25 protein-coding genes and 1 other RNA gene are annotated in these 24,859 nt (G+C 62.6%); 10 read left to right on the top strand and 16 right to left on the bottom strand.

Translation table 11 applies throughout. The features are described from left to right. Nucleotides 1-7: 7 nt before the first annotated feature. From gcvH to ACIOVD_RS00090, 9 genes are all read right to left on the bottom strand, one after another. A complete protein-coding gene (gene gcvH, locus ACIOVD_RS00130; protein WP_095164716.1) occupies nucleotides 8-391 on the bottom strand; it encodes a glycine cleavage system protein GcvH in 384 nt (127 codons plus the stop codon). Between the two features lie 51 nt (nucleotides 392-442). Then, nucleotides 443-1,525 carry a glycine cleavage system aminomethyltransferase GcvT gene (gene gcvT, locus ACIOVD_RS00125; protein ID WP_159998509.1) on the bottom strand — a complete coding sequence of 361 codons (1,083 nt, stop codon included), beginning with the start codon at nucleotides 1,523-1,525 and terminating at the stop codon, nucleotides 443-445. Between the two features lie 155 nt (nucleotides 1,526-1,680). Continuing rightward, nucleotides 1,681-3,297 (bottom strand): ABC transporter permease, encoded by a 1,617-nt coding sequence (locus ACIOVD_RS00120; RefSeq protein WP_401125418.1) that lies wholly within the window; start codon nucleotides 3,295-3,297, stop codon nucleotides 1,681-1,683. 213 nt (nucleotides 3,298-3,510) lie between these two features. Beyond that, nucleotides 3,511-4,512 carry an extracellular solute-binding protein gene (locus ACIOVD_RS00115; protein WP_095164722.1) on the bottom strand — a complete coding sequence of 334 codons (1,002 nt, stop codon included), beginning with the start codon at nucleotides 4,510-4,512 and terminating at the stop codon, nucleotides 3,511-3,513. A gap of 130 nt (nucleotides 4,513-4,642) precedes the next feature. After that, nucleotides 4,643-5,860, bottom strand: a complete 1,218-nt coding sequence (locus ACIOVD_RS00110; protein ID WP_401125711.1) for a 2-octaprenyl-3-methyl-6-methoxy-1,4-benzoquinol hydroxylase — start codon at nucleotides 5,858-5,860, stop codon at nucleotides 4,643-4,645. A gap of 9 nt (nucleotides 5,861-5,869) precedes the next feature. Continuing rightward, entirely contained in the window at nucleotides 5,870-6,067 is a 198-nt protein-coding gene (locus ACIOVD_RS00105) for a hypothetical protein (protein ID WP_095164725.1), read from the bottom strand. Then, entirely contained in the window at nucleotides 6,060-7,247 is a 1,188-nt protein-coding gene (ubiH, locus tag ACIOVD_RS00100) for a 2-octaprenyl-6-methoxyphenyl hydroxylase (protein WP_095164727.1), read from the bottom strand. The genes ACIOVD_RS00105 and ubiH overlap by 8 nt, the downstream gene beginning before the upstream one ends. Continuing rightward, nucleotides 7,244-8,578 carry a Xaa-Pro aminopeptidase gene (pepP, locus tag ACIOVD_RS00095; protein ID WP_095164729.1) on the bottom strand — a complete coding sequence of 445 codons (1,335 nt, stop codon included), beginning with the start codon at nucleotides 8,576-8,578 and terminating at the stop codon, nucleotides 7,244-7,246. Before pepP ends, ubiH begins: the two co-directional genes overlap by 4 nt. Before the next feature lie 20 nt (nucleotides 8,579-8,598). Further along, on the bottom strand, nucleotides 8,599-9,156 hold the full coding sequence (locus tag ACIOVD_RS00090) for a YecA family protein (RefSeq protein WP_159998515.1): 558 nt from the start codon (nucleotides 9,154-9,156) through the stop codon (nucleotides 8,599-8,601). A gap of 127 nt (nucleotides 9,157-9,283) precedes the next feature. Here ACIOVD_RS00090 and ACIOVD_RS00085 point away from each other — a divergent pair, with 127 nt between their 5' ends. The 4 genes from ACIOVD_RS00085 to ACIOVD_RS00070 all read left to right on the top strand — a co-directional run bounded on the left by ACIOVD_RS00085 (nucleotide 9,284) and on the right by ACIOVD_RS00070 (nucleotide 10,734). After that, complete coding sequence (locus ACIOVD_RS00085) at nucleotides 9,284-9,493, top strand: TIGR02449 family protein (protein ID WP_058413757.1); 210 nt, start codon at nucleotides 9,284-9,286, stop codon at nucleotides 9,491-9,493. Then, nucleotides 9,490-9,807 carry a cell division protein ZapA gene (locus ACIOVD_RS00080; protein ID WP_095164733.1) on the top strand — a complete coding sequence of 106 codons (318 nt, stop codon included), beginning with the start codon at nucleotides 9,490-9,492 and terminating at the stop codon, nucleotides 9,805-9,807. The genes ACIOVD_RS00085 and ACIOVD_RS00080 overlap by 4 nt, the downstream gene beginning before the upstream one ends. Nucleotides 9,808-9,837: 30 nt before the next feature. After that, a non-coding RNA gene (gene ssrS / locus ACIOVD_RS00075) (6S RNA) lies at nucleotides 9,838-10,016 on the top strand. Nucleotides 10,017-10,104: 88 nt separating this feature from the next. Next, nucleotides 10,105-10,734 (top strand): 5-formyltetrahydrofolate cyclo-ligase, encoded by a 630-nt coding sequence (locus tag ACIOVD_RS00070; protein WP_401125709.1) that lies wholly within the window; start codon nucleotides 10,105-10,107, stop codon nucleotides 10,732-10,734. Between the two features lie 3 nt (nucleotides 10,735-10,737). Here ACIOVD_RS00070 and ACIOVD_RS00065 read toward each other — a convergent pair whose 3' ends face one another. Further along, on the bottom strand, nucleotides 10,738-10,884 hold the full coding sequence (locus tag ACIOVD_RS00065; RefSeq protein WP_095164735.1) for a hypothetical protein: 147 nt from the start codon (nucleotides 10,882-10,884) through the stop codon (nucleotides 10,738-10,740). Nucleotides 10,885-11,083: 199 nt separating this feature from the next. Between ACIOVD_RS00065 and ACIOVD_RS00060 the strand changes: the two genes are divergently transcribed. The 4 genes from ACIOVD_RS00060 to ACIOVD_RS00045 all read left to right on the top strand — a co-directional run bounded on the left by ACIOVD_RS00060 (nucleotide 11,084) and on the right by ACIOVD_RS00045 (nucleotide 16,474). Further along, a complete protein-coding gene (locus ACIOVD_RS00060) occupies nucleotides 11,084-11,533 on the top strand; it encodes an EVE domain-containing protein (RefSeq protein WP_401125412.1) in 450 nt (149 codons plus the stop codon). Between the two features lie 140 nt (nucleotides 11,534-11,673). Beyond that, nucleotides 11,674-12,639: an HlyD family secretion protein gene (locus tag ACIOVD_RS00055; protein ID WP_401125409.1), complete on the top strand. Its 966-nt coding sequence runs from the start codon at nucleotides 11,674-11,676 to the stop codon at nucleotides 12,637-12,639. Continuing rightward, the gene (gene rbbA / locus ACIOVD_RS00050; protein WP_401125406.1) at nucleotides 12,636-15,356 is read left to right on the top strand and encodes a ribosome-associated ATPase/putative transporter RbbA; all 2,721 of its coding nucleotides are present in this window, start codon (nucleotides 12,636-12,638) and stop codon (nucleotides 15,354-15,356) included. Before ACIOVD_RS00055 ends, rbbA begins: the two co-directional genes overlap by 4 nt. After that, nucleotides 15,356-16,474 (top strand): ABC transporter permease, encoded by a 1,119-nt coding sequence (locus tag ACIOVD_RS00045; protein WP_401125403.1) that lies wholly within the window; start codon nucleotides 15,356-15,358, stop codon nucleotides 16,472-16,474. Before rbbA ends, ACIOVD_RS00045 begins: the two co-directional genes overlap by 1 nt. A gap of 126 nt (nucleotides 16,475-16,600) precedes the next feature. Here ACIOVD_RS00045 and ACIOVD_RS00040 read toward each other — a convergent pair whose 3' ends face one another. Next, nucleotides 16,601-17,017: a flagellar basal body-associated protein FliL gene (locus ACIOVD_RS00040; protein WP_095164745.1), complete on the bottom strand. Its 417-nt coding sequence runs from the start codon at nucleotides 17,015-17,017 to the stop codon at nucleotides 16,601-16,603. A 158-nt stretch (nucleotides 17,018-17,175) separates the two neighbouring features. Between ACIOVD_RS00040 and ACIOVD_RS00035 the strand changes: the two genes are divergently transcribed. Continuing rightward, entirely contained in the window at nucleotides 17,176-18,153 is a 978-nt protein-coding gene (locus tag ACIOVD_RS00035) for an NADPH:quinone oxidoreductase family protein (RefSeq protein ID WP_401125400.1), read from the top strand. A 48-nt stretch (nucleotides 18,154-18,201) separates the two neighbouring features. On the opposite strand, the gene ACIOVD_RS00030 is transcribed toward ACIOVD_RS00035, so the two are convergent. Next, nucleotides 18,202-18,810: an energy transducer TonB gene (locus tag ACIOVD_RS00030; RefSeq protein WP_095164749.1), complete on the bottom strand. Its 609-nt coding sequence runs from the start codon at nucleotides 18,808-18,810 to the stop codon at nucleotides 18,202-18,204. Nucleotides 18,811-19,134: 324 nt separating this feature from the next. On the opposite strand from ACIOVD_RS00030, the gene glpT reads away from it, so the two are divergent. Next, complete coding sequence (gene glpT / locus ACIOVD_RS00025; protein WP_095164753.1) at nucleotides 19,135-20,484, top strand: glycerol-3-phosphate transporter; 1,350 nt, start codon at nucleotides 19,135-19,137, stop codon at nucleotides 20,482-20,484. Here the strand turns inward: glpT and ACIOVD_RS00020 are convergent. The 4 genes from ACIOVD_RS00020 to rho all read right to left on the bottom strand — a co-directional run. Then, nucleotides 20,460-21,128 carry a gamma-glutamylcyclotransferase gene (locus ACIOVD_RS00020; protein ID WP_095164755.1) on the bottom strand — a complete coding sequence of 223 codons (669 nt, stop codon included), beginning with the start codon at nucleotides 21,126-21,128 and terminating at the stop codon, nucleotides 20,460-20,462. The genes glpT and ACIOVD_RS00020 overlap by 25 nt on opposite strands. Before the next feature lie 244 nt (nucleotides 21,129-21,372). Beyond that, the gene (locus tag ACIOVD_RS00015) at nucleotides 21,373-22,341 is read right to left on the bottom strand and encodes a CDP-6-deoxy-delta-3,4-glucoseen reductase (RefSeq protein ID WP_095164756.1); all 969 of its coding nucleotides are present in this window, start codon (nucleotides 22,339-22,341) and stop codon (nucleotides 21,373-21,375) included. Continuing rightward, nucleotides 22,341-23,807 (bottom strand): 4-hydroxy-3-polyprenylbenzoate decarboxylase, encoded by a 1,467-nt coding sequence (gene ubiD, locus ACIOVD_RS00010; RefSeq protein ID WP_320333245.1) that lies wholly within the window; start codon nucleotides 23,805-23,807, stop codon nucleotides 22,341-22,343. Before ubiD ends, ACIOVD_RS00015 begins: the two co-directional genes overlap by 1 nt. A gap of 140 nt (nucleotides 23,808-23,947) precedes the next feature. Beyond that, a partial coding sequence (rho, locus tag ACIOVD_RS00005; protein WP_401125396.1) for a transcription termination factor Rho occupies nucleotides 23,948-24,859 on the bottom strand: 912 nt, incomplete at its 5' end.

Here is a 24,859-nt window from a genome sequence, read left to right as displayed (position 1 = left end):
GGCGTGATTACTCGCCGATGGCCGCCTTGTAGCCAGCCGCGTCGAGCAATTTGTCGAGGTCGGCGCTGTTGCTTGGCTTGAGCTTGAAGATCCACGCACCGTACGGGTCGGAGTTGAGCAGCTCGGGGTTGGCGCTCAGTTCTTCGTTGATCGCGATCACTTCGCCGGCAACCGGGGAGTAGATGTCCGAGGCAGCCTTGACCGACTCCACCACGCCCGCCTGATCGCCAGCGCCGAACGCAGTGCCCACTTCGGTCAGCTCAACGAAGACCACGTCACCCAAGGCTTCCTGGGCATGATCGCTGATGCCCACGGTCACGCTGCCATCGGCTTCCAGACGGGCCCATTCGTGACTTTCGGCAAAACGCAGGTCGGCAGGGATATCGCTCATGTTCTGTGTCCTCAAGAAGAAATGTCAGCGGTATTGGTCCGCCGGAAATAGTTAGATCAAGGTTTTGCCATGACGCACGAAGGTCGGTTTTACCACCCGGACCGGGTACCACTTGCCACGGATTTCCACTTCGGCGCGGTCGGCGGTAGCCATCGGCACCCGCGCCAGGGCGATCGATTTGCTAAGCGTAGGAGAGAAACTACCACTGGTGATCTCTCCTTCGCCAACATCGGCGATACGAACCACCTGGTGCGCCCGTAAAACCCCACGTTCCTCGAGTACCAGGCCGACCAGTTTGTGCTGTACGCCGGCGGCAAGCTCGGCCTCCAACGCGGCCCGGCCGATGAACTGACGAGTGGCCGGTGCCCAGGCGATGCTCCAGGCCATGTTCGAGGCCAGTGGCGAAACATCCTGGTGGATGTCCTGGCCATAAAGGTTCATGCCCGCCTCAAGGCGCAAGGTGTCGCGCGCGCCGAGACCGATGGGCGAAATGCCGGCACCGACCAGATCGTTGAAAAAGCCCGGCGCCTGGCTGGCCGGCATGGCAATTTCCAGGCCGTCTTCGCCGGTATAGCCGGTACGGGCGATGAACCAGTCACCGTCGTACTGGCCTTCGAAGGGCTTGAGTTGCTGGATCAATGCACCGCGCGCCTGCGTTACCAGCTCGGCAATTTTCTGCCGAGCGTGCGGGCCCTGGATGGCCAGCATCGCCAGTTCGCTGCGCTCGTGCAGTTGCACTTGATAGTCGCCGACTTGCGCCTGCATCCAGGCCAGGTCCTGGTCCCGAGTGGCAGCGTTCACTACCAGGCGGTAACAGTCTTCCAGGCGATAGACGATCATGTCGTCGACCACCCCACCCCGCTCATTGAGCATGGTGCTGTACAGGGCACGGCCGCAGTTGTGCAGGCGTTCGACATCATTGGCCAGTAAATACTGGAGCCAGGCCTTTGCCTGGGGGCCGCTGACATCGATCACGGTCATGTGGGACACATCAAAAACCCCACAGTCGCGACGCACCTGATGGTGCTCCTCGACCTGCGAGCCGTAATGCAGTGGCATATCCCAACCGCCAAAATCGACCATCTTCGCGCCGAGGGCGAGATGAAGGTCATACAGAGGCGTACGCTGTCCCATGGGTTTCTCCTTCCGGGCGTGGCGAAGGTGCGGACAGGCGCTGGTTGGTTGAAGGCCTTGAAATAGAAGGCTTTCAGTCAATTTCAGGAACCTGGTCTGAAGGACGATCCACACCGAATGCCGCGCATTGTAGCCGCATGATGTAGGACTGGCACCTAACCGATTCTCTGAGCCGAACGCCGGATCAAGCCAATCACCGGTAACAGGCCCACCAGAATCAGGCTCAAGGCGGGCAACGAGGCCCGCGCCCATTCGCCTTCACTGGTCATTTCGAAAATCCGCACAGCCAGCGTGTCCCAGCCAAACGGGCGCATCAGCAAGGTCGCCGGCATTTCCTTGAGCACATCGACGAACACCAGCAGCGCTGCGCTCAGGGTGCCGGGCAGCAACAATGGCAGATACACTTTGAAAAACAGTCGTGGCCCACTCACCCCCAGGCTGCGGGCGGCTTCCGGCAATGAGGGGCGAATCCGCGCCAGGCTGTTTTCCAGCGGCCCGTAGGCCACCGCGATGAACCGCACCAGGTACGCCAGCAGCAAGGCCGACAGACTGCCCAGCAGCAGCGGTTTACCGGCACCGCCCAGCCAGCTCGACAGGGGCACCACCAGTTCACGGTCCAGGTAACTGAACGCCAGCATGATCGACACCGCCAGCACCGAACCGGGCAAGGCGTAGCCGATATTGGCCACGCTGATCCCGGAGCGGATCGCCCGGGTCGGTGCCAGGCGCCGGGCGAACGCCAACAGCAGCGCGACGCTAACGGTGATCAGCGCGGCCATGGCGCCCAGGTACAGGGTGTGCAGGATCAGCCCGGCATACCGCTCGTCGAGATCGAAGCGCCCGCGCTGCCAGAACCACGCCAGCAGTTGCAGCACGGGAATGACAAATGCGCAGGCGAACACCAGGACACACCAACTGCTGGCCGCCAGCGCCTTGAAGCCATGCAGGTGATAGAGCGCCTTGCCCCGTGGCCGCTCGTTGCTCGCTCGGCTGGCGCCCCGGGCACGGCGCTCGCCGTACAGCAACAGCATCACCACCAGCAGCAACAGGCTGGCCAGTTGGGCCGCGCTGGACAGGCTGAAGAAGCCATACCAGGTCTTGTAGATCGCAGTGGTGAAGGTATCGAAGTTGAACACCGAGACCGCGCCGAAGTCCGCCAGGGTCTCCATCAATGCCAAGGCCACACCGGCACCGATCGCCGGTCGCGCCATAGGCAGGGCCACTCGCCAGAAGGCTTGCCAGGGGGATTGGCCGAGCACCCGCGCCGCTTCCATCAAGCCCTTGCCCTGGGCCAGGAACGCCGTGCGGGCGAGCAGGTAGACGTAGGGATAGAACACCAGCACCAGCACCAGTATCACCCCGCCAGTGGAGCGCACCCGTGGCAGGCGCAGGCCACTGCCGAACCATTCACGCAGCAGGGTCTGTACCGGGCCGGAGAAGTCCAGCAAGCCGACAAATACGAAGGCCAGGACGTAGGCCGGAATGGCAAAGGGCAGCATCAATGCCCAGTCCAGCCAGCGCCGGCCGGGAAACTCGCAAAGGCTGGTGAGCCAGGCCAGGCTGACGCCCAGCAGCGTGACGCCAACGCCAACCCCGAGGATCAGGGTCAAGGTGTTGCCCAGCAGACGCGGCATCTGGGTGTCCCACAGGTGCGACCAGATCTGCAGGTCGACGCTCTGCCACGACAGCAGCAGTACGCTCAGCGGCAGCAGCACCAGGGCGGCGACAGTGAAAACCAGCGGATACCAGCGACGTTGTGCGGGATGGGCCAAGGGATGTCTCGAAAAAGGCGGGGCCGGGGGAGCGAAGGCTAACAGCTTTGTTTTGTGCAGAGGAGATTGCCCCCCATAGGTCCTGCACAAAACCAGTGGGAGCGAGCTTGCTCGCGATGGCGGTGTGTCATTCAACATCAATGTTGTCTGGCATACCGCCATCGCGAGCAAGCTCGCTCCTACAAATAGCTAGGGGTTGCCCCCCTTGATAACTCAGTTCCAGCCAGCGCGGTCCATCAGGCGAATCGCTTCGGCCTGGCGCAGGCCAGCCACTTCGACCGGCAGGGTGTCCGGGATGAATTTGCCCCAGGCCTCGACTTCAGCCGACGGCTTGACGTTCGGGTTGGCCGGGAACTCCTGGTTGACGTCGGCGAAGATCTTCTGGGCTTCGGCAGTGGTCATCCACTCCACCAGGGCCTTGGCGGCTTCCGGGTGTGGCGCATGCTTGGTCAGGCCAATGCCCGACAGGTTGACGTGCACGCCACGGTCGGCCTGGTTTGGCCAGAACAGTTTGACCGGCAGTTCCGGCTTCTGCTTGTGCAGGCGGCCGTAGTAGTAGGTGTTGACGATGCCGACGTCGCACTGGCCGGCGGCGATGGCTTCGAGCACGGCGGTGTCATCGGAGAACACGTCAGTGGCGAGGTTGTTGACCCAGCCCTTGATGATTTCCTCGGTCTTGCCGGCGCCATGGGTTTCGATCAGGGTCGCGGTCAACGACTGGTTGTAGACCTTCTTCGCCGTGCGCAGGCACAGGCGACCTTCCCACTTCTTGTCGGCCAGGGCTTCGTAGGTGGTCATTTCCTCAGGCTTGACCCGCTCGGTGGAGTAGGCCAGCGTCCGTGCACGCAGGCTCAGGCCAGTCCAGGCGTGGGACGCGGCGCGGTATTGCAGGGGAATGTTGGTATCGATCACCTTCGAGGTGAACGGCTGCAGGATGCCCATCTGCTCGGCCTGCCAAAGGTTGCCGGCGTCGACGGTCAGCAGCAGGTCGGCGGTGGCGTTTTCACCTTCGGCCTTGATGCGCTGCATCAGCGGCGCTTCCTTGTCGGTGATGAACTTCACTTTGACACCGGTTTTCTCGGTGTAGGCATCGAAGACCGGCTTGATCAGCTCATCGATACGCGAGGAGTAGACCACCACTTCGTCGGCGGCCTGCGCCGTGGTGCCAATCAGGGTCAGGGCGATGGCTGTCAGTAGACGCTTCGGTGCCAACATGGGAGCGGTCTCTCGATATCAGAAATGAGGCCAAATGATAAGGAGTCACATTTGCCATCTCAACCGATCCCTCTGTGGAGGAGTTACCAGATGTTGCACGGCCTCGCGGAGGCTCGCCCCAACCGCCCCCTCAAGCCTTGGCCAGCTCCGGCAGATCACCGCTCAAGCCCAGCGCCTGGCGCACGAACAGCGCCTTGGCCTCGGGCATCTGGTCGACCAGCTTCAAGCCGGTATTGCGCAACCAGCGCACGGGCAAGGGATCGGCCTGGAACAAGCGCTCGAAGCCTTCCATCGCCGCCATTAACGCCAGGTTGTGGGGCATGCGCCGGCGTTCGTAGCGGCTCAATACTTTCACATCCGCCAACCGCTCGCCCCGTGCCGCTGCTTGCAACAGCACCTCGGCCAGCACCGCGGCATCGAGGAAACCCAGGTTGACCCCCTGCCCGGCCAACGGGTGAATGGTGTGCGCGGCGTCACCGATCAGCGCCAGGCCTTCGGCCACATAACGCTTGGCGTGGCGCTGGCGCAGGGGCACACAGAGGCGCGGGTCGGCACTCAGCACCTGGCCCAGGCGCCCTTCGAAAGCGCGCGTAAGCTCTGCACAGAAAGCCTGCTCGTCCAGCCCCATCAGGCGCTCGGCTTCGCTGGGGGTGGTCGACCAGACGATCGAGCACCAATCCTGCTGGCCGTCGCGCGCAAGGGGCAGGAAGGCCAGCGGGCCGTGATCGGTAAAACGCTGCCAGGCCGTCATCTGGTGTGGCCGGGAGCTGCGCACACTGGTGACGATGGCGTGGTGCAGATAATCCCATTCCCGGGTCGCCACCCCGGTCAAGCGTCGCACGGCCGAGTTGGCGCCATCGGCGGCGATCACCAAGGGCGCGCGCAAGGTCCGGCCATCGGCCAGGGTCAGCAGCCAATCGTCGCCGGAGCGCCGCATCTGCTCCAGGCGCGCATTGGCCAGCAGGCCCAGGTCGCAGTCGTGCAGACGGTCGAGCAACGCATCCTGCACCACGCGGTTCTCGACGATATGTCCCAGCACTTCGGCGTGCACGCTGGCGGCAGAAAAGTGAATCTGCCCGGTGCCGCTGCCGTCCCACACCTGCATGTCGCAGTAGGGACTGCTACGGCGCCGCAGCACACCGTCCCACACTCCCAGACGCTCGAGAATGCGCTGGCTGGCGGCCGACAAGGCACTGACTCGCGGCTCGAAGGCCGATTGCCCATCAAAGGGTTTGACACTCATCGGGCTGCCATCGAGCAGCAGGACTTCCAGGCCACTGTTCTGGAGGGCCAGTGCCAAGGCACTGCCGACCATCCCGGCCCCGACAATCAGCAGATCTGCGCGCATTTCCATGCTTTAAGCCTGTCTCGCTTGCGGCTTGAGCCGCACGTAAAGGGTTTTTTCGACCCGGGCTACCAAGGTGCCAGCGCCGTCGTGAATGTCATCGCTGATAGGGCGCACCCGCACGCCCGCGCCGAGGTACGGCGGGTAGAAACCCATGAACCAACGCAGCAACCGCGCCTTGCCCAGCCGCCGGGTCAGCCACTTAACCATCGGCCCGGGTTCCCAACCCCATGGCCTGGCGAGCGAACCAGCGCTTGGCCGGCGGTAACAGATCGAGCCCCAGCAGGCCGAGGTTGCGGCCCAGGGACACCAGTGGCTGGGTGCTGCCAAACAAACGGGTGACCTGGTCGGAGAAACCCACGGTGAGGTTCTGGTCCAGGCGCTGGCGCTCGCGATAGGCCTGCAAGGTGGCGAAGTCGCCCGCCGGCTGGTCACTGCCAAGCAGGGCTTCGGCCAGGGCCTGGGCGTCGCGCAGCGACAGGTTGAAGCCCTGCCCGGCTATCGGATGCAGGCTGTGGGCGGCATTCCCGAGCACCGCCAGGTGCGGGCGCACCTGCTCCTCGGCCTCGATCAGCGACAACGGATACAGATGCCGCGCGCCCACTTGTTTGAGCGTCCCCAGGCGATAGCCGAACACGCCCTGCAATTCACTGAGGAAACTGCGTTCATCCAGCTGCGCCAGGCGTTGTGCGTCCATGCCCAGGCGGGTCCAGACCAGCGCACAGCGATTTTCCGGCAGCGGCAACAGGGCCATCGGGCCGTCATCGGTGAACCGTTCGAACGCCATGCCGTTGTGGGCTTCGCTGGGCGTGATGTTGGCGATCAGCGCGCTCTGGTTATAGGGACGCGTCTTGACGCCAATCCCCAACTGCTCGCGCAACCCCGAGCGGCCGCCGTCGGCCAGCACCGCCAGGTCGCAATCCAGGCTGGTTTCATCGTTGAGGGTCAGGCGGTAGCCATCTACCAAGGGCTCCATGCGCGTGACCTCGGCCGGGCAACGCCAGGTGATCACGTCCTTGTCCAGACCCTGCCACAGGCATTGGCCGAGCCAGGCGTTTTCCACCACATAACCGAGCGCCGGAACGCCCTCTTCCATGGCGGACAGACGGGCGGTGGAAAACCGTCCACGGTCGGAGACGTGAATCTGCTTGATCGGCTCGGCCCGGCGGGAGATCTCCTGCCACAGGCCCAGGCGCTGGTAGATCTGCCGGGCACCGAAGGACAACGCCGAGGAACGTGCGTCGTAGCTGGGCTGGTAGCTGTCACCGGGGGCGAAGGGTTCGATCAGCACGATCTTCCAGCCACGGGCCTTGGCCCCGGCCTGCAGCGCCAACGCCAGGCTGGCGCCCACCAGCCCGCCACCGATGATCGCCAGGTTGACCCGGCTCATGCCGCTTGGCCCCGTGCCGCGGCCATCAGGGCCTCGATCTCGGCGACTGTCTTGGGTACGCCACGGGTCAGGATTTCACAGCCTTGCTTGGTTACCACCACGTCATCCTCGATGCGCACGCCAATGCCGCGCCATTTCTTCGCCACCTGCAGATTGTCCGGAGCAATGTAGATGCCCGGCTCGACGGTCAAGGCCATGCCGACTTCCAGCACCCGCCATTCACCACCCACCTTGTACTCACCCACGTCGTGCACATCCATGCCCAGCCAATGGCCGGCGCGGTGCATGTAGAACGCCTTGTAGGCTTCGCTGGCGATCAGTTCGTCAACGTCGCCCTGCAACAGGCCCAGGTGCACCAGCCCGGCGGTAATCACCTGGACCGTCGCCTCGTGGGCCTGGTTCCAGTGCTTGTTCGGCGCGATCTGGGCAAAGGCCGCTTCCTGGGAAGCCAGCACCAGTTCGTAGATCGCCTTCTGCTCCGCGGTGAACGTACCGTTGACCGGCCAGGTGCGGGTGATATCGCTGGCATAGCAGTCGATTTCACACCCGGCGTCGATCAATACCAGGTCACCGTCCTTGAGCACCGCGTCGTTCTGCTGGTAATGCAGGATGCAGCTGTTGCGCCCGGCAGCGACGATCGAGCCGTAGGCCGGCATTTTCGCCCCACCCTTGCGGAACTCGTAATCCAGCTCCGCTTCCAGGCTGAACTCATGCAGCCCGGCACGGCTGGCCTGCATTGCACGAACATGGGCCTGGGCGGAAATCCGCGCCGCCTCGCGCATCACCTTCACTTCTGCCGCCGATTTATACAGGCGCATGTCGTGCAGCAGATGATCCAGGGCAACAAATTCGTTCGGCGGCTGCGCACCCAGGTGCGCCTTGGAGCGGATCACGTTGATCCAGTCCATCAAATGCCGATCGAATTCCGGATTGCTGCCCATAGCCGAGTAAACCCGGTCGCGGCCTTCGATCAGGCCCGGCAGGATGTCGTCGATGTCGGTGATCGGAAAGGCGTCGTCGGCCCCGAAGTCGCGAATTGCGCCCTCCTGGCCGGCGCGCAGGCCATCCCACAACTCGCGTTCGACGTTGCGTTCACGGCAAAACAGCAGGTATTCGCCATGCTCGCGGCCAGGCATCAAGACGATGACGGCTTGCGGCTCGGGGAAACCACTGAGGTACTGGAAGTCGCTGTCCTGGCGATACACGTGCTCGACGTCACGGTTGCGGATCGCCACGGCGGCGGCCGGCAGGATTGCGATGCTGTTGGGTTCCATCTGCGCCATCAGCGCCTTGCGCCGGCGCGCGTATTCCGACTTCGGGATATGGATCATGGGCAGATGGGGATCCTTTCTTAGTGCAGCGACGGCTTGGGTGCAGCCGGTACAACCGGTTTTTTGGTCTCGGCGAACAGCAGCAGCGGCGCAACGCGCAGGTATTCCATCACTTCCATATAGTCGCTTTCACCGTCTTCGGACTCTTCCAGGGCGTCTTGCACCTGGGAGATGGCAGCGAGGTCTTGCAGCACTTCACGGGCATCGGTGCTCAGATCCAGGCCGGAGGCGTTGACGCCGAAGCCGTGGAGGAAGCCCTGGCACCATTGGCCCAGCGCGGCAGCACGTTCGGTAAGCGGCGCGTCGTCGGTCGGCAGCAGCAGGACTACCGTGACTTCGTCGCCCGTCAACTCGCCCTTGACCATTTCCTGCAGGCCGATCAGCGCGTTGCGTACGTTGTCCGCAGGCTCGGTTTCCAGCAGTTCGGCGACATCCGCCAGCCAGTTGTCGGCATCAAAACCGACACCGGTGCAACTGCGGCCCAGCAGCACGCCGTGAAGCTCGGCAGGAGAGCAAGGATGGCCGCTGGTGCTCAGCAGGGTGGCAAAGGCGTTATACGGGGAATTCTGATTGGTCATGGGCAGCTAGGCGCCAAGCGGCGCTATGTCTAGAATGAAGGCCTTGTATCCTACATCGACAGACTCGCCAAGACTATTAAAGGCTGTCCGCCAGTTACCGCCCATCAGACAAAAACCGTGGAACGCTATGGAAGACACCGACCTGCAAGCGCTGATGGCCAGACTCGAACTGCTAATTACCCGGGTCGAGCAACTTAAGGGCCAAAACGGACTCTTATTAGCTCAGGAAAAGACCTGGCGCGAGGAACGCGCGCACCTCATTGAAAAAAATGAAATCGCCCGGCGTAAGGTCGAATCGATGATTTCGCGCCTCAAGGCCCTGGAGCAAGACTCATGAGTTCAAGCAATAGCGTTACCGTGCAGATTCTCGACAAAGAGTATTCGATCATCTGCCCACAGGAAGAGCGCAGCAACCTGGTGAGCGCTGCCCGTTACCTGGACGGCAAGATGCGCGAAATCCGCAGCAGCGGCAAAGTCATCGGCGCCGACCGCATCGCCGTGATGGCCGCCTTGAACATCACCCACGACCTGCTGCACAGCCAGGAACGACCGGACGTGCAGGCCAGCGGCTCGACTCGCGAGCAAGTGCGCGACCTGCTCGATCGTGTGGATCTGGTGCTGGCCACCGATCCGGATGTCAGCAAAGGCTGATTCCTCGGGGTGGTTGCGGTATACTCGCGCCACTCCCTGGGGTGCTTGCCAGTTGACGATGTCCCTGAGCCGATTCGCACTACCCTGGAGGTTGCACGTTGGGCTGGTGTGCATGTCCGCTAGACGGAAAGCCTGAAAGCCTACTGCATCTTCCACCTTGAACTTTCGGGTTCAAGGGCTAAGTCAGCAGCGGTTCATCCGGGGAGCCTGATTCAAGCCGATGCCAGCCCATGCTGGCATCGGCTTTATTACGCGACCACCGTGCTGGTGCCCTCGCCACTCGAACAGCCCATGACGATGACCGAACCTGCGCCGCTTTCCCGCCCGCAACTTCGACGCAAGCTGCGCCAGGCCCGCCGCGCACTGAGCGCCAGCCAGCAACGCCAAGCCGCCCACGGGCTGTATCGGCAACTGGCCCAACACGCGCTGTTCCGCCGCGCCAGACACATCTCCCTGTACCTGCCCACCGACGGTGAAATCGATCCGCGCCTGCTGCTGCGTGCGGCACAGCGCCGGGGCAAGGCGACCTACCTGCCGGTGCTCAGCGCCTGGCCACGCACCAAGATGGTGTTCCAGCGCATTCGCCCGGGCGAAAAACTGCGGCCCAATCGTTTCCGCATTCTCGAACCACGGGCCAACCAGGCCCGCCAGCGCAAGGTCTGGACCTTGGACCTGGTGCTGCTGCCATTGGTCGGCTTTGATCAGGAAGGTGGACGCCTGGGCATGGGCGGTGGGTTTTATGACCGCAGCCTGGCTTACCTGGCACGTCGCCAGAGCTGGCGCAAGCCAACGCTGCTGGGCCTGGCCCATGAATGTCAGAATGTCGCGAAGCTGGATCAGGCGAGCTGGGATGTGCCGTTGCAAGGAACGGTGACTGATCGCCAGTGGTATGTGGCGGGTCCGCTGGCAGCGAACCCTGTTGCGTGAAGATCAGCGCTTGAAGGGTTGAATCTGTTGCGCGAGCTCGATCGGAGCATCGGTTTTGTTCGCCCACAGGCTCTGCGCGTAGCCGGTAGTCACCACACCCAAACCGAACACTATGACCAGAACCCAGAGTAAATCCGGTTTGCGTTTCATCGATTGCCCCCCCTCAAGGCATTTCACACACGATGTCAGCAGCGGTGTCCGTTACAGGCCGTGCTTGCCGCGTCTTGCTTAAAAGTCCGGCATTTTGCGGTAACGTGAGGCGACACGCAAACGCTGGCGTCAACCGACCGTCGGTTTGTCATGTATTTGCCGGAACCCTTTTCCGCCCCCCTCTCCTGGAGCAAAAAAGATGGCCTATTGGCTGATGAAATCCGAGCCCGACGAGCTCTCGATCAAGGGCCTGGAAAAGTTCGGGCAAGCCCGCTGGGACGGGGTTCGCAACTATCAGGCCCGCAACTTCCTGCGGGCCATGGCGGTGGGTGACGAGTTCTTCTTCTATCACTCCAGTTGCCCGGAGCCGGGAATTGCCGGGATTGGCAAGATCGTCGAAGCCGCCTACCCGGACCCGACGGCCCTCGATCCGCAAAGCCACTACCACGACCCCAAGGCCAACGCCGAAAAAAATCCCTGGAGCGCGATCGACGTCGCGCACGTGGACACCTTCGCCAAGGTGCTCAAGCTCGATTACCTCAAGCAGCAAGCGGCATTGGCAGAGATGCCCCTGGTGCAAAAAGGCAGCCGGCTGTCGGTGATGCCGGTCACGGCCGAGCAATGGGCGGCGGTGCTCGCCTTGCGCTGAACAGCAGAACCCGGCGGTCACGCCCGCAGCGGATGCATAAGCCCCCAGTAAGGGTTAGGCTCGCCTTTCATTTGACGGGCATCAAGTCGCCACTGCGCTGAACCCGTCAGACTAGGACGCTACAGTTGCAGGATGCACTCATGTCGACAAACCATCGCTCATCCCGTCTATTTGCCGTTTCGTTAATGGTCCTGCTGGTCGCCGCCGGCGGTTTCGGCTATTGGAAATCCCTGCGCGACCGCCTGCCCGAAGGCCTGAGCATGGGCAATGGGCGGCTTGAAGCCACCGAAGTGCAGATTGCCAGCAAGCTCCCCGGACGCCTCGCCGACGTGCATGTCGACGAAGGCGACAAGGTGCTCAAGGGCCAGTTGCTGGCGCGCATGGACACCCGCACCCTGGAGGCCCAGCGCAACCAGGCCGAGGCCGAGGTACTGCGCGCCCGGCAAAACTACGCGGCGGCCGAGGCCAATGTGCAGTTGCGCCAAAGCGAACTGCTGCTGGCCAGCCAGGAAATCAAGCGCTCACGGGAACTGTTCAATCGCGGTTTCGCCAGCCAGCAGATTCTCGACCAGCAGCAGGCTCGCCTGAATACCGGCAACGCTGCAGTCCAGGCCGCCAATGCCCAGGTCGCGGCAGTGCAGGCGGCGATCGGTGCAGCCCAGGCGCAAGTCGCGCAACTGACCAGTGAAATCGAAGACAGCAGCTTGCGCGCGCCCATCGACGGGGTGATCCAGCTGCGCCTGGCGGAACCGGGCGAAGTACTCGGTGCCGGCGGCCGGGTACTGCTGTTGATCGACCCAAACGACCAGTACATGAACCTCTATCTGCCGGCCTCGGTCACTGGGCGCCTGACCGTCGGTGCCGAGGCGCGCATCCTGCTCGACGCCCTGCCCGACCGGCCATTGCCGGCCAGAATCAGTTTTGTCGCGGCCAAGTCGCAATTCACCCCCAAGGAAGTGGAAACCCGTGACGAGCGGCAAAAGCTGGTGTTCCGGGTCAAGCTCAAACTGACTGAACCGGCCGCCGTGCCCGAGGCCAAGCCGGGGATGCCGGGCGCCGGCTATGTGCGCACGGCGACGGTGGACTGGCCGGCCAACCTGCAATGAGCGCCCTGGCGCTGCAGGCCAAAGGCCTGTGCCATGCCTACGGCGCACAACAGGCACTGATCGACATCGCGTTCAACCTGCCCAGCGGCACACGCTGCGGCCTGATCGGCCCCGATGGTGCGGGCAAATCCAGCCTGCTGGGGCTGATTGCCGGGGTGAAGAAACTGCAACGCGGAGACCTGCAGGTGCTGGGCGGATCTATCGACCAGCGCCGCCATCGCAACAGCCTGTACCCGCGCATCGCCTTCATGCCCCAGGGCCTGGGTGGCAACCTGTATCCGGACCTGTCGATCAACGAGAACATCCGCTTCTTCGCCACCCTGTTCGGCCTGTCGAAGGACGAGTGCGAACAACGCATGCACAGCCTGTTGCTGGCCACCGACCTGGCACGGTTTGCCGAGCGGCCGGCGGGCAAGCTGTCCGGCGGGATGAAGCAGAAACTCGGCCTGTGCTGCGCGCTGATCCATGAACCGGACCTGCTGATCCTCGATGAGCCGACCACCGGCGTCGACCCGCTGTCCCGCCGGCACTTCTGGGAGTTGGTAGAAGATGTCCGCCGCCAGCGCCCACAACTGACCCTGCTGGTCGCCACCGCTTATATGGAGGAGGCCGAACAGTTCGAGCACTGCCTGATGCTCGACGCCGGCAAGCTGATCGCCGACGGCCTGAGTCGCGACCTGGCAGCCGTGACCCCCAGCGGCAAACTGGACGATGCGTTCACCTACTTTCAAGGTGACCGCAAACGCAGTAGCCAACCGCTGGTTATTCCACCGCGCCCCCACGACAACCTCGACATCGCCATCCAGGCCCACGAACTGACCCTGCGCTTCGGCGACTTCACGGCCGTGAACAAGGTCAGCTTTGCCATCGGTCGTGGCGAGATTTTCGGTTTCCTCGGCTCCAACGGCTGCGGCAAGACCACCACCATGAAGGTCCTCACCGGCCTGATGCCAGCCAGCGAAGGCAGCGCCATGCTGCTCGGCAAACCGGTGGATGCCAAGGACCTGGCTACGCGCAAGCGGGTCGGTTTCATGTCGCAGAGCTTCTCGCTCTACGGCGAACTCAGCGTGCGCCAGAACCTCGAGTTGCACGCGCGGCTGTTCGACTTGCCCAAGGCCGAGAGCGCCACGCGCATCGAGAAACTGATCCAGCGGTTCGACCTGGGCAGCATTGCCGGGCAACAGTCGGGAGCACTGCCGCTGGGCTTGCGACAGCGCTTGTCACTGGCGGTCGCGGTGCTGCACCGCCCGGAAGTGCTGATCCTCGACGAACCGACTTCCGGCGTCGACCCGGCCGCCCGGGATGATTTCTGGCGACTGCTGATCGAGCTGTCCCGCGAGCAAGGGGTGACGATCTTCCTGTCGACCCACTTCATGAATGAAGCCCAGCGCTGTGACCGGATCTCGCTGATGCACGCTGGCAAGGTGCTGGCCTGCGACACCCCGGCGGCGCTGCAGCAGCAGTTTGCTGGAGACACCCTGGAAGACGCCTTCGTCCGCTGCCTGCAAGATGCGCAGGACGCCAGCCCGGCAACGCCACCCCCGGCAGCGGTCAACGCCGCGACAGCTCCGGCACCTACGGGCGGCGCCGCATTCAGCCTGCGGCGGTTGATTGCCGTGGCCAGCCGCGAGGGCAAGGAGTTACTGCGCGACAAAGTGCGCCTGGCCTTCGCCCTCGCCGGGGCCTTGTTCATGATGGTGATCTTTGGCTACGGCATCTCCCTGGACGTCGAGAAACTGGCTTTCGCCGTCTACGACCAGGACCAGACCCCGCAAAGCCGCGCTTACCTCGAGGCGTTTCGCGGCTCGCGCTACTTCGCCGAACAAGCGCCTATCCACGATGCCAGGCAATTGCACCAGCGCCTGCAACGCTCGGAGATCAAGCTTGCACTGGAAATTCCCCCAGGCTTCGGCCGCGATCTGTACGCCGGGCGTCAACCGGCCGTGGCCGCGTGGCTCGATGGCGGCATGCCGTTTCGTGCAGAGACCAGCCGCAACTACGTCGAGGCGGTGCATCAGGCCAACCTCGAGCAACTGGCCGCACAAAGCAGCCCGGCGCTCAACCAACGCCCAGCGGCCAGACTGGAAACGCGCTTTCGCTACAACCAGGACGTGGTCAGCGTGAACGCCATCGGCCCGGGAGTCATGGCGCTGATCCTGGCTTTCATCCCGGCCATGCTCACCGCGCTGGGCATCGTCCGGGAAAAAGAGCTGGGCTCGATCACCAACTTCTACGCCACGCCGCTGACCCGCCTGGAATTCCTGCTGGGCAAACAGGCGCCCTACCTGGCCGTCAGCCTGGTCAATCTGGGCTTACTGGTGGCAATGAACCGCTGGCTATTCGGCGTGCCGTTCAAAGGCAGCGGCCTGACCCTGGCCTTCGGTGGCCTGCTCTATGTGCTGGCGACCACCAGCATGGGCCTGCTGATTTCGGCGTTCACCCGCACCCAGATCGCCGCCATCCTCGGCACCATGATTATCACCAGCCTGCCGACCATCCAGTTCTCCGGCCTGATCGTGCCGCGTTCCTCGCTCGAAGGCGCCGCAGCCCTGATGGGGCAATTGTTCCCGGCCGGCTACTTCCTCGACATCGCCGTCGGCACCTTCACCAAAGCCCTGGATGTGCGCCAGTTGTGGCCACAGTGCCTGGCACTGTTCGGGTTTTTCCTTGGTTTCACCGGGCTGAGCCTGATCATGCTCAAGAAGCAGGAGGTCTGATGCACCAGCTCTCGCACATCCTGCGCCTGGGGCTCAAGGAGCTCACCAGCCTGCGCCACGACAGCGTCTTGCTGCTGTTCTTGCTGTACGCCTTCAGCGTGGCGATCTACATGCCCGCCGCCGGCTCGGTGATCGGGGTCAACAACGCCAGCGTGGCGATCGTCGACGAAGACCACAGTCATCTCTCGCGCCAGCTCGCCGACGCCCTGCAACCGCCGCAGTTCCAGCCTGCCGTGCCGCTGCCTTACGACCAGTTGGACCAGGTCATGGACCGCGGGCAGTACACCTTTGTGATCAACGTGCCGGCCAACTTCCAGGCCGACCTCCTGGCGGGTCGCTCGCCGGCCGTGCAGGTCAACGTCGACGCCACCGCCATGAGCCAGGCCTTCATGGGGGCCGGCTACATCGGGCGGATCTTCCAGCGTGAACTGCTCAACTACGGCGGGCAGCCGGATACGGCCAGCAAGGCACCGGCCCTGCTGACCACCCGCGCACTGTTCAACACCAATCTGGAGGGAGGCTGGTTCCTGGCGGTGATCCAGATCGTCAACAACATCACCATCCTCGCCATCGTCCTGACCGGTACCGCGCTGCTGCGCGAGCGCGAACACGGCACCCTCGACCATTTGCTGGTGCTGCCGCTGACGGCGCTGGAAATCATGCTGGCGAAAATCGGCAGCAACATGCTGGTGGTGGTGCTGTGCACCTGGGTGTCGCTGGAGGTGGTGGTCAAAGGGCTGTTGGGAGTTCCGCTAGCGGGCTCCCTGGGGCTGTTCCTGCTGGTGACTGCGCTGTATCTGTTCGCGAGCACGGCGCTGGGGATATTCCTCGCAACCCTGGCCCGCTCGACACCGCAGTTCGGCCTGCTGGCGATTCCGGTGATCATTCCGATGCTGCTGCTCTCGGGCGGCAGCACCCCGCTGGACAGCATGCCGCAGTGGCTGCAGTGGGTGATGCAGGGCTCGCCCTCCACCCACTTCGTCAGCCTCAGTGCGGCGATCCTGTTCCGCGATGCCGCGCTCGACGTGGTCTGGCCGGACCTGCTGGCACTGGCAGTGATCGGCCTGGCGTTCTTTGCGATTGCCCTGGCACGGTTCCGCAAGAGCTTGGCGTCCTGACAGACCGCTATCGCGAGCAAGCTCGCTCCCACCCAGGTTTGCGGGGTAGATGCGAAACCTGCAAACCCCCAGGACCCTGTGGGAGCGAGCTTGCTCGCGATGGGGCCCGAACAAGCGCCAGAAACCCTATTGAATGATCAGGTTGTTGAACAACAGATCGTCCACCATCGGCTTGCCGGTTTCGTCGTTCATCACTTGCTGGGTCTGCTTCAGGGCTTCCTGGCGCAGTTTTTCCTTGGCTTCGACGTTGTTCATGGTCTCGCTGGTTTGCTGGCCGAACAGCGCCACCAGTTGGTTACGAATCAACGGCTCATTGGCCTTGACCGCCTTGGCGGCCTCCTCGCCGGTGACCCGCAGCGCCACGTCGGCTTTATAGACCTTGAGCCTGGCCGTGCCATCCAGGCCGTAATTGCCCACGAATGGCGGGGTCAGGCTGATATAGCTGACCTTCGGCGCTTCGCCCTCTTTGGCTTCCTTGGCTTCTTCGGCCTGCGCTGCCATAGGCAGCGACAGGGCCAGCATCAACATGATCCACGCTTTCACACTTCGCTCCTTATCCGGTTTGCGGCCTAGCATAACCATCCCCCCCCCAGCGCCCAAGCGCAAAGCTTATGGGCGGCTATCAGGGTGGGGCATGCTCGTTGACCCCTTGACTCACCCACCTACACTTATCGGCCATCACTCCCAAAGGAATAGCCCTGATGAAAGCCGTGCTGTGCAAAGCCTTCGGCCCTGCCGAATCGCTGGTGCTGGAAGAAGTCGCCAGTCCTGTCGCCAAGAAGAACGAAATCCTCCTGCAAGTGCACGCCGCGGGGGTCAACTTCCCGGACACGCTGATCATTGAGGGCAAGTACCAGTTCAAGCCACCCTTCCCGTTTTCCCCGGGGGGTGAAGCAGCCGGCGTGGTCAGCGCGGTGGGCGAGAAGGTCAGCCACCTCAAGGTCGGCGACCGGGTCATGGCGCTGACCGGCTGGGGCAGTTTTGCCGAGCAGGTCGCGGTGCCGGGCTACAACGTGTTGCCTATCCCTGCGTCCATGGACTTCAACACTGCCGCCGCCTTCAGCATGACCTACGGCACTTCGATGCACGCGCTCAAGCAACGCGGCCACCTGCAGCCGGGGGAAACCCTGCTGGTGCTGGGTGCATCCGGCGGCGTGGGCCTGGCTGCCGTGGAAATCGGCAAGGCCATGGGTGCCCGGGTCATCGCCGCGGCCAGCAGCGCCGAGAAACTGGCAGTGGCCAAGGCCGCCGGTGCCGATGAGCTGATCAACTACAGCGAAACCAACCTCAAGGACGAAATCAAGCGCCTGACTGACGGCCAGGGCGCCGACGTGATCTACGACCCGGTCGGCGGCGACCTGTTCGACCAGGCCATCCGGTCCATCGCCTGGAATGGCCGCCTGCTGGTGGTCGGTTTCGCCAGCGGGCGGATCCCTGAATTGCCGGTGAACCTCGCCCTGCTCAAGGGCGCTGCTGTGGTCGGAGTATTCTGGGGTTCGTTCGCCCAACGCCAACCCCAGGACAACGCGGCGAACTTCCAGCAACTGTTCGGCTGGTTTGCCGAAGGCAAGCTCAAGCCGCTGGTGTCGCAGGTCTATCCCCTGACCAACGCGGCCCAGGCCATCAATGACCTGGGCCAGCGCAAGGCGGTGGGCAAGGTGGTGGTGCAGGTTCGCTGAGTCGGGGCGCGCGCTGTACAGCTGACAACGCTGTACAGAGCGTACCGGCTAAAGCACCTTGCGAATCTCCTCCGGCAGGAACCGGAAGAACCTGGATGCGGGGTAATCCAGGCAGCGCCTGGCAATGCTCAGCACCTGGCGGTTCAGCCTTTTAATCATTGCCAGGCGCTCTGCCGTCGTCCATTGATGCTGGAAAAAGCCACTCGACAAGTAAGCCCGGGTGTATCGGAACGCTGCGAGGTCGACCCACAGGTAATCGGCGGTATGGGCGAAACCCGGGTTGATCTCTCGGCATTTCACCTCTTTGAGCCATTGGTTGAGGCCGGTCGAATCATCCAGGTGAAACTGCATCGGCGCTATGACTTCCAGTTCAGCCGGCTTCTCGCCCCCCACCGTCCAGGGCTTGAAGCGCCACTGCTCAATCGCCTCTTGGCTTACCGCGCTGAGATCCGGGTGAACACTTTCGAGAATCCTGACCCCGCTCACCGAACCATCGGCCTGCACCGTAAAACCTACCCGTACCTCACCGTTGATCCCAGCCCTATGCAGTGCCCGGGGATAAACCGGTTTGGGCGTGTTCTCTGGAATCAGGAACAACTGCGCGGCCAAGCCGTCACTCGAAATACACCAGACCAAAAGCAAACCTAACCAACGCATGACACCCTCCGCGATCTCTGTGCCACTGTTGGCACCTACGCAAAAGGTTAAGGCGAAGGGCTTTGCGGCCCTATCCCCCAACTTCCGACAGCTTCGCGGGATGTCTCCCAAATCATTGCCGTTTTTTACCAGGCAACCGCCGGAGTTCGCCTCCGGGGAAATCTCCTACACCGCCCTCCAGTAATACCTGAGCGACATGTTCATAAAAGAACGCGCGACTTTGTTCGTTTACGACTGTTTTGCAGATGAGATGCAGTGCTATTTTCGGTAACGAAACTGTAACATTCGCATCCGCAGTCAAAACAAGAAATTTGGAGCTCTTGAATGTTTGCTTTTTTTCGCCCTGCCGCCCACCAGGCACCCTTGCCTGAAGAAGACGTTGATAGCACCTACCGGCGCTTGCGCTGGCAGATTTTCGCCGGGATTTTCATTGGGTATGCGGGTTATTACCTGCTGCGCAAAAACTTCTCCCTGGCCATGCCCTACCTGATCGAAGAAGGCTACACCCGGGGCCAGCTCGGCCTGGCGATGTCGGCGATCGCGATTTCCTATGGCTTGTCCAAGTTCCTGATGGGCCTGGTGTCCGACCGCTCCAACCCGCGTTACTTCCTGCCTTTCGGCCTGCTGGTGTCGGCTGGGGTGATGTTCGTGTTCGGTTTCGCGCCCTGGGCCACCTCCAGCGTGACGATGATGTTCATCCTGCTGTTCATCAACGGCTGGGCCCAGGGCATGGGCTGGCCGCCGAGCGGGCGGACCATGGTGCACTGGTGGTCGCAGAAAGAGCGCGGCGGCGTGGTGTCGGTGTGGAACGTTGCGCATAACGTCGGCGGCGGCCTGATCGGCCCACTGTTCCTGATCGGCATGGGCCTGTTCAACGACTGGCATGCGGCATTCTATGTACCCGCTGCAGTGGCCCTGCTGGTGGCGGTGTTTGCCTTCATCGTGATGCGCGACACCCCGCAGTCCGTGGGCTTGCCGCCCATCGAGCAGTACAAGAACGACTATCCCCACGGCTACGATGCCAGCCATGAAGAAGAATTCAGCGCCAAGGAAATCTTCGTCAAATACGTGCTGCGCAACAAAATGCTCTGGTACATCGCCCTCGCCAACGTGTTTGTCTACCTGCTGCGCTATGGCGTGCTGGACTGGGCTCCGACCTACCTCAAGGAAGCCAAGCACTTCACCGTCGACAAGACGTCCTGGGCCTACTTCCTCTACGAGTGGGCCGGTATTCCGGGCACGCTGCTGTGTGGCTGGCTATCGGACAAGGTGTTTCGCGGTAACCGTGGCCTGACCGGCATGGTGTTCATGGCGCTGGTGACCGTGGCGACCCTGGTGTACTGGCTGAACCCAGCCGGCAACCCGACCGTCGACATGATCGCCCTGGTGTCCATCGGCTTCCTGATCTACGGCCCGGTGATGCTGATCGGCTTGCAGGCGTTGGAGTTGGCACCGAAAAAAGCCGCAGGTACGGCGGCGGGCTTCACCGGACTGTTCGGTTACCTGGGCGGCTCGGTCGCCGCCAGTGCGGCCATGGGCTACACCGTCGACCACTTCGGTTGGGATGGCGGGTTTGTGCTGTTGATCGGTGCGTGCCTGCTGGCCATGGCGTTCCTGGCGCCAACCCTGCGCCACAAGCAAATCGCCAGTCAGGGCCGCGAAGCCATCGCCTGATCCCTGGATGACCCACAACGCTTGAGCCGCGCCTCCAGATTCCGGTCTGGCATGGCGTGGCTGCGCAGGGCGCTGGCGGTCTGCTCGACATAATCGCGCGTGCTGCCATAGCGTCCGCTGGCACTTTCAAAGACCTGGCTGAGCACATGGTCCGGCAAGTTGCCGGCATAGCTGGGCAGGTGCCGCTCCAGGACAAAACCCAATGCCTGAACCTTGCTGCCATCTTCCAGGCGGCAGTTGAGCCAGTGTGGGCGGTACGACGGGACCGGCATTTCGCGCTGCCACAGGGCAAACAACGATGCTTGCAGTTGCTCCTCGGGCAAGCGGTAGGCAAAACCACTGCATGAACCGCCGCGATCCAGGCCAAATACCAGCCCTGGCAACTCCGGCGTGCCCCGGTGTTCGTGGGACCACAGGTACAAACCACGATGGTAGCCATGCACTCGACCGCGCACCCGCTCGACCGCCGAGCATTCGGGGCGCCAGATCAACGAGCCGTAGGCGAACAACCAGACCGGTCCACCCTGGTGGCGGGCCATGGTGCTTTGCATGGAGTGGAGCAATTGCTCGTGCGTCAGCTGCGGCCCCAGATCGAGCCGTGGAGGGTAAGCCAGATTGAGAAAATCAGATTCAATGGCTGTCATGGCGAATAGCGTTCAGCTCCCCGCGGGTAAACAATTACTTAATAGAACGCACCGCTGTAACAATAAGGCACATTTGTTTTAAGACAGTTTATAGAGCATGGCACCGAAATTAATCCAGCGCCTGAATGACATATAGCCTATCGGTATTTATCCGTTTGAATAAATACCGATGGGCTATATAGGGAGTTATAACGAAGTTTCGAACTCAAGAGCGTGGATCAAGATCGAGGATCAAGATCGAGGCTCAAGAGCGCGGCGCATATGCAAATACGTCGGCGCGCATCTGGTGGGCGTCCATACCCGCCTCGACCAAGGCATCCAGCGTGCCATAGACCATCGCCGGCGAGCCGCTGGCGTAGACATGCAGGGGCTTGAGGTCCGGGAAATCCTCACAGACCGCTTGATGCAACATGCCGCAGCGCCCTTCCCAGCCACACAGGTCGCTGACCACCTGGTGCAGGAACAGATTGGGCAACTTCAGCCATTCGTCCCAGTGTTCCATCTGGTAGAAATCTTCCGGGCGGCGCACGCCCCAGTACAGGTGCACCGGGTACTTGAAGCCTTTGGCCCGGCAATGTTCGAGCAGGCTGTGGATCTGTCCCATGCCGGTACCCGCCGCAATCAGCACCAGCGGACCCTCCGGTAACTCGGCCAGGTGGGTATCGCCGAATGGCAGTTCGACCCGGGCCATGCGGTTGCGTTGCAACTGCTCGATCAGGCTCAGGGCACTGGCTTCGCGGGCGAGCACGTGGATTTCCAGGTCACGCCCCGAGTGGGGCGCCGAGGCCAGGGAAAACGCCGACTTCTCGCCGTTTTCCCGTTCGATCATCAGGTACTGGCCGGCGTGATAGCGCGGCGGCTTGCCTGCCGGTGCGCGCAAGCGTACCCGCCAGGTATCGCCACCCACGTCCACGCACTCAATTACCTGACACGACACGCTGCGCACCGGTAGTTCTCCCAGCGCAAGGACGCCATCCCACAACACAATGCAGTCTTCCAGCGGCTCTGCAATGCAAGTGTAGAACTCGCCGTGGTCGCGCACATGACCGCTCTGCTCGACCCGGCCTTCGACCAGCAACGCCGCGCACACGTGGCAATTGCCATTGCGGCAGCTCTGCGGGCAGTCGTAGCCCAGGCGCCGCGCCCCATCGAGGATCCGCTCGCCGGGCAGTATCTCAAGCACTGCTCCGGACGGCTGCAAGGTTACACGCATCAATCTATTCCTAACTGATTCCAGATGGCATCGATCCGGCGCGTCACCGCCTCATCCTTGACGATAACCCGGCCCCACTCGCGGGTGGTTTCACCAGGCCATTTATGCGTGGCATCGAGCCCCATCTTCGAGCCCAGGCCGGAAACCGGCGAGGCGAAGTCGAGGTAATCGATCGGCGTGTTATCGATCATCACCGTATCGCGCTTGGGGTCCATGCGCGTGGTGATGGCCCAGATCACGTCATTCCAGTCGCGGGCGTTGATATCGTCGTCAGTGACGATAACGAACTTGGTGTACATGAACTGTCGCAAAAACGACCAGACACCCAGCATTACCCGCTTGGCGTGGCCCGGGTACTGCTTCTTGATGGTCACCACCGCCATGCGGTACGAGCAGCCTTCGGGCGGCAGGTAGAAGTCGGTGATCTCCGGGAACTGCTTTTGCAGGATCGGCACGAACACTTCATTGAGCGCCACGCCGAGAATCGCCGGCTCATCTGGCGGCCGGCCGGTGTAGGTGCTGTGGTAGATCGGCTTGATGCGGTGGGTGATGCGCTCGACCGTGAACACCGGGAAGCTGTCGACTTCGTTGTAATAGCCGGTGTGGTCGCCATAGGGACCTTCGTCGGCCATTTCACCCGGATGGATCACGCCTTCGAGGATGATCTCGGCCGTGGCCGGCACTTGCAGGTCGTTGCCACGGCACTTCACCAGCTCGGTGCGGTTACCGCGCAGCAGCCCGGCGAACGCGTACTCGGACAGGCTGTCCGGCACGGGCGTCACCGCGCCGAGAATGGTCGCAGGGTCCGCCCCCAGGGCCACGGACACTGGGAACGGCTGGCCCGGGTGCTTCTCGCACCATTCGCGGTAGTCCAGCGCGCCACCACGGTGGCTCAGCCAGCGCATGATGACCTTGTTGCGGCCAATCACTTGCTGGCGATAGATGCCCAGGTTCTGGCGGTCCTTGTTCGGCCCCTTCGTGACCGTCAGGCCCCAGGTGATGAGCGGGCCGACGTCGCCCGGCCAGCAGGTCTGCACAGGCAGCATCGCCAGGTCGACGTCGTCGCCCTCGATGACCACTTCCTGGCACACCGCGTCCTTGACCACCTTGGGCGCCATGGCAATGATCTTGCGGAAGATCGGCAGCTTCGACCAGGCGTCCTTGAGCCCCTTCGGCGGCTCTGGCTCCTTGAGGAAGGCCAGCAGCTTGCCGATTTCGCGCAGTTCGCTGACCGCTTCGGCGCCCATGCCCAGCGCCACGCGCTCAGGTGTGCCAAACAGGTTGCCGAGCACAGGGATGTCGTAGCCGGTGGGGTTCTCGAACAGCAACGCCGGCCCTTTGGCCCGCAGGGTGCGATCGCAAACCTCGGTCATTTCCAGCACAGGGGACACTGGAACCTGGATGCGCTTGAGTTCGCCGCGCTGTTCCAGGCCGCTGATAAAGTCGCGCAAGTCGCGATACTGCATGCGTTAGCCTCGCTTGGCCGTGGCGTTCGGGGGCATGAGTTTAGCGCCGAACCCGACGGTTCAAAATAGTGACAGCTCAGATCATGAAAAGTCAGATAGCAAAAAGCCGGGTTTCCCCGGCTCTTGCGGTCCCGCTCGACTTACTTGCGCTTCATCGACAGGAAGAACTCATCGTTGGTCTTGGTCTGTTTCAGCTTGTCGACCAGGAACTCGATGGCAGCCACTTCATCCATAGGATGCAGGAGCTTGCGCAGGATCCACATACGCTGCAATTCGTCGTCGGCAGTCAGCAACTCTTCGCGGCGGGTGCCGGAACGGTTGATGTTGATGGCCGGGAAGACGCGTTTTTCAGCGATCTTGCGGTCCAGGGGCAGTTCCATGTTGCCGGTACCCTTGAACTCTTCGTAGATCACTTCGTCCATCTTCGAGCCGGTTTCAACCAGCGCGGTGGCGATGATGGTCAGCGAGCCGCCTTCTTCGATGTTCCGTGCCGCGCCGAAGAAACGTTTTGGCTTCTCCAGGGCGTGGGCATCGACACCACCGGTCAGGACCTTGCCGGAGCTCGGGATCACGGTGTTGTAGGCACGCGCCAGACGAGTGATCGAGTCGAGCAGGATGACCACGTCTTTCTTGTGCTCAACCAGGCGCTTGGCCTTCTCGATAACCATTTCGGCAACCTGCACGTGGCGGGTTGGCGGCTCGTCGAACGTCGAGGCAACCACTTCGCCGCGCACGGTGCGCTGCATTTCGGTTACTTCTTCCGGACGCTCGTCGATCAGCAGCACGATCAGGTGAACTTCCGGGTTGTTACGGGCGATGTTCGCTGCAATGTTTTGCAGCATGATCGTTTTACCGGCTTTCGGCGGTGCAACGATCAGACCGCGCTGGCCTTTGCCGATCGGGGCGCACAGGTCGATGACACGACCGGTCAAGTCTTCGGTGGAACCGTTGCCGGCTTCCATCTTCATGCGCACGGTCGGGAACAGCGGGGTCAGGTTCTCGAAGAGAATCTTGTTCTTCGCGTTCTCCGGACGATCGAAGTTGATCGTGTC

This window comes from Pseudomonas sp. NPDC087626 (assembly GCF_044743405.1).
GTDB lineage: Bacteria > Pseudomonadota > Gammaproteobacteria > Pseudomonadales > Pseudomonadaceae > Aquipseudomonas.
The sequence above is the reverse complement of the archived record's forward strand: the minus strand, read 5'-3'. Positions and strand labels throughout refer to the sequence as shown.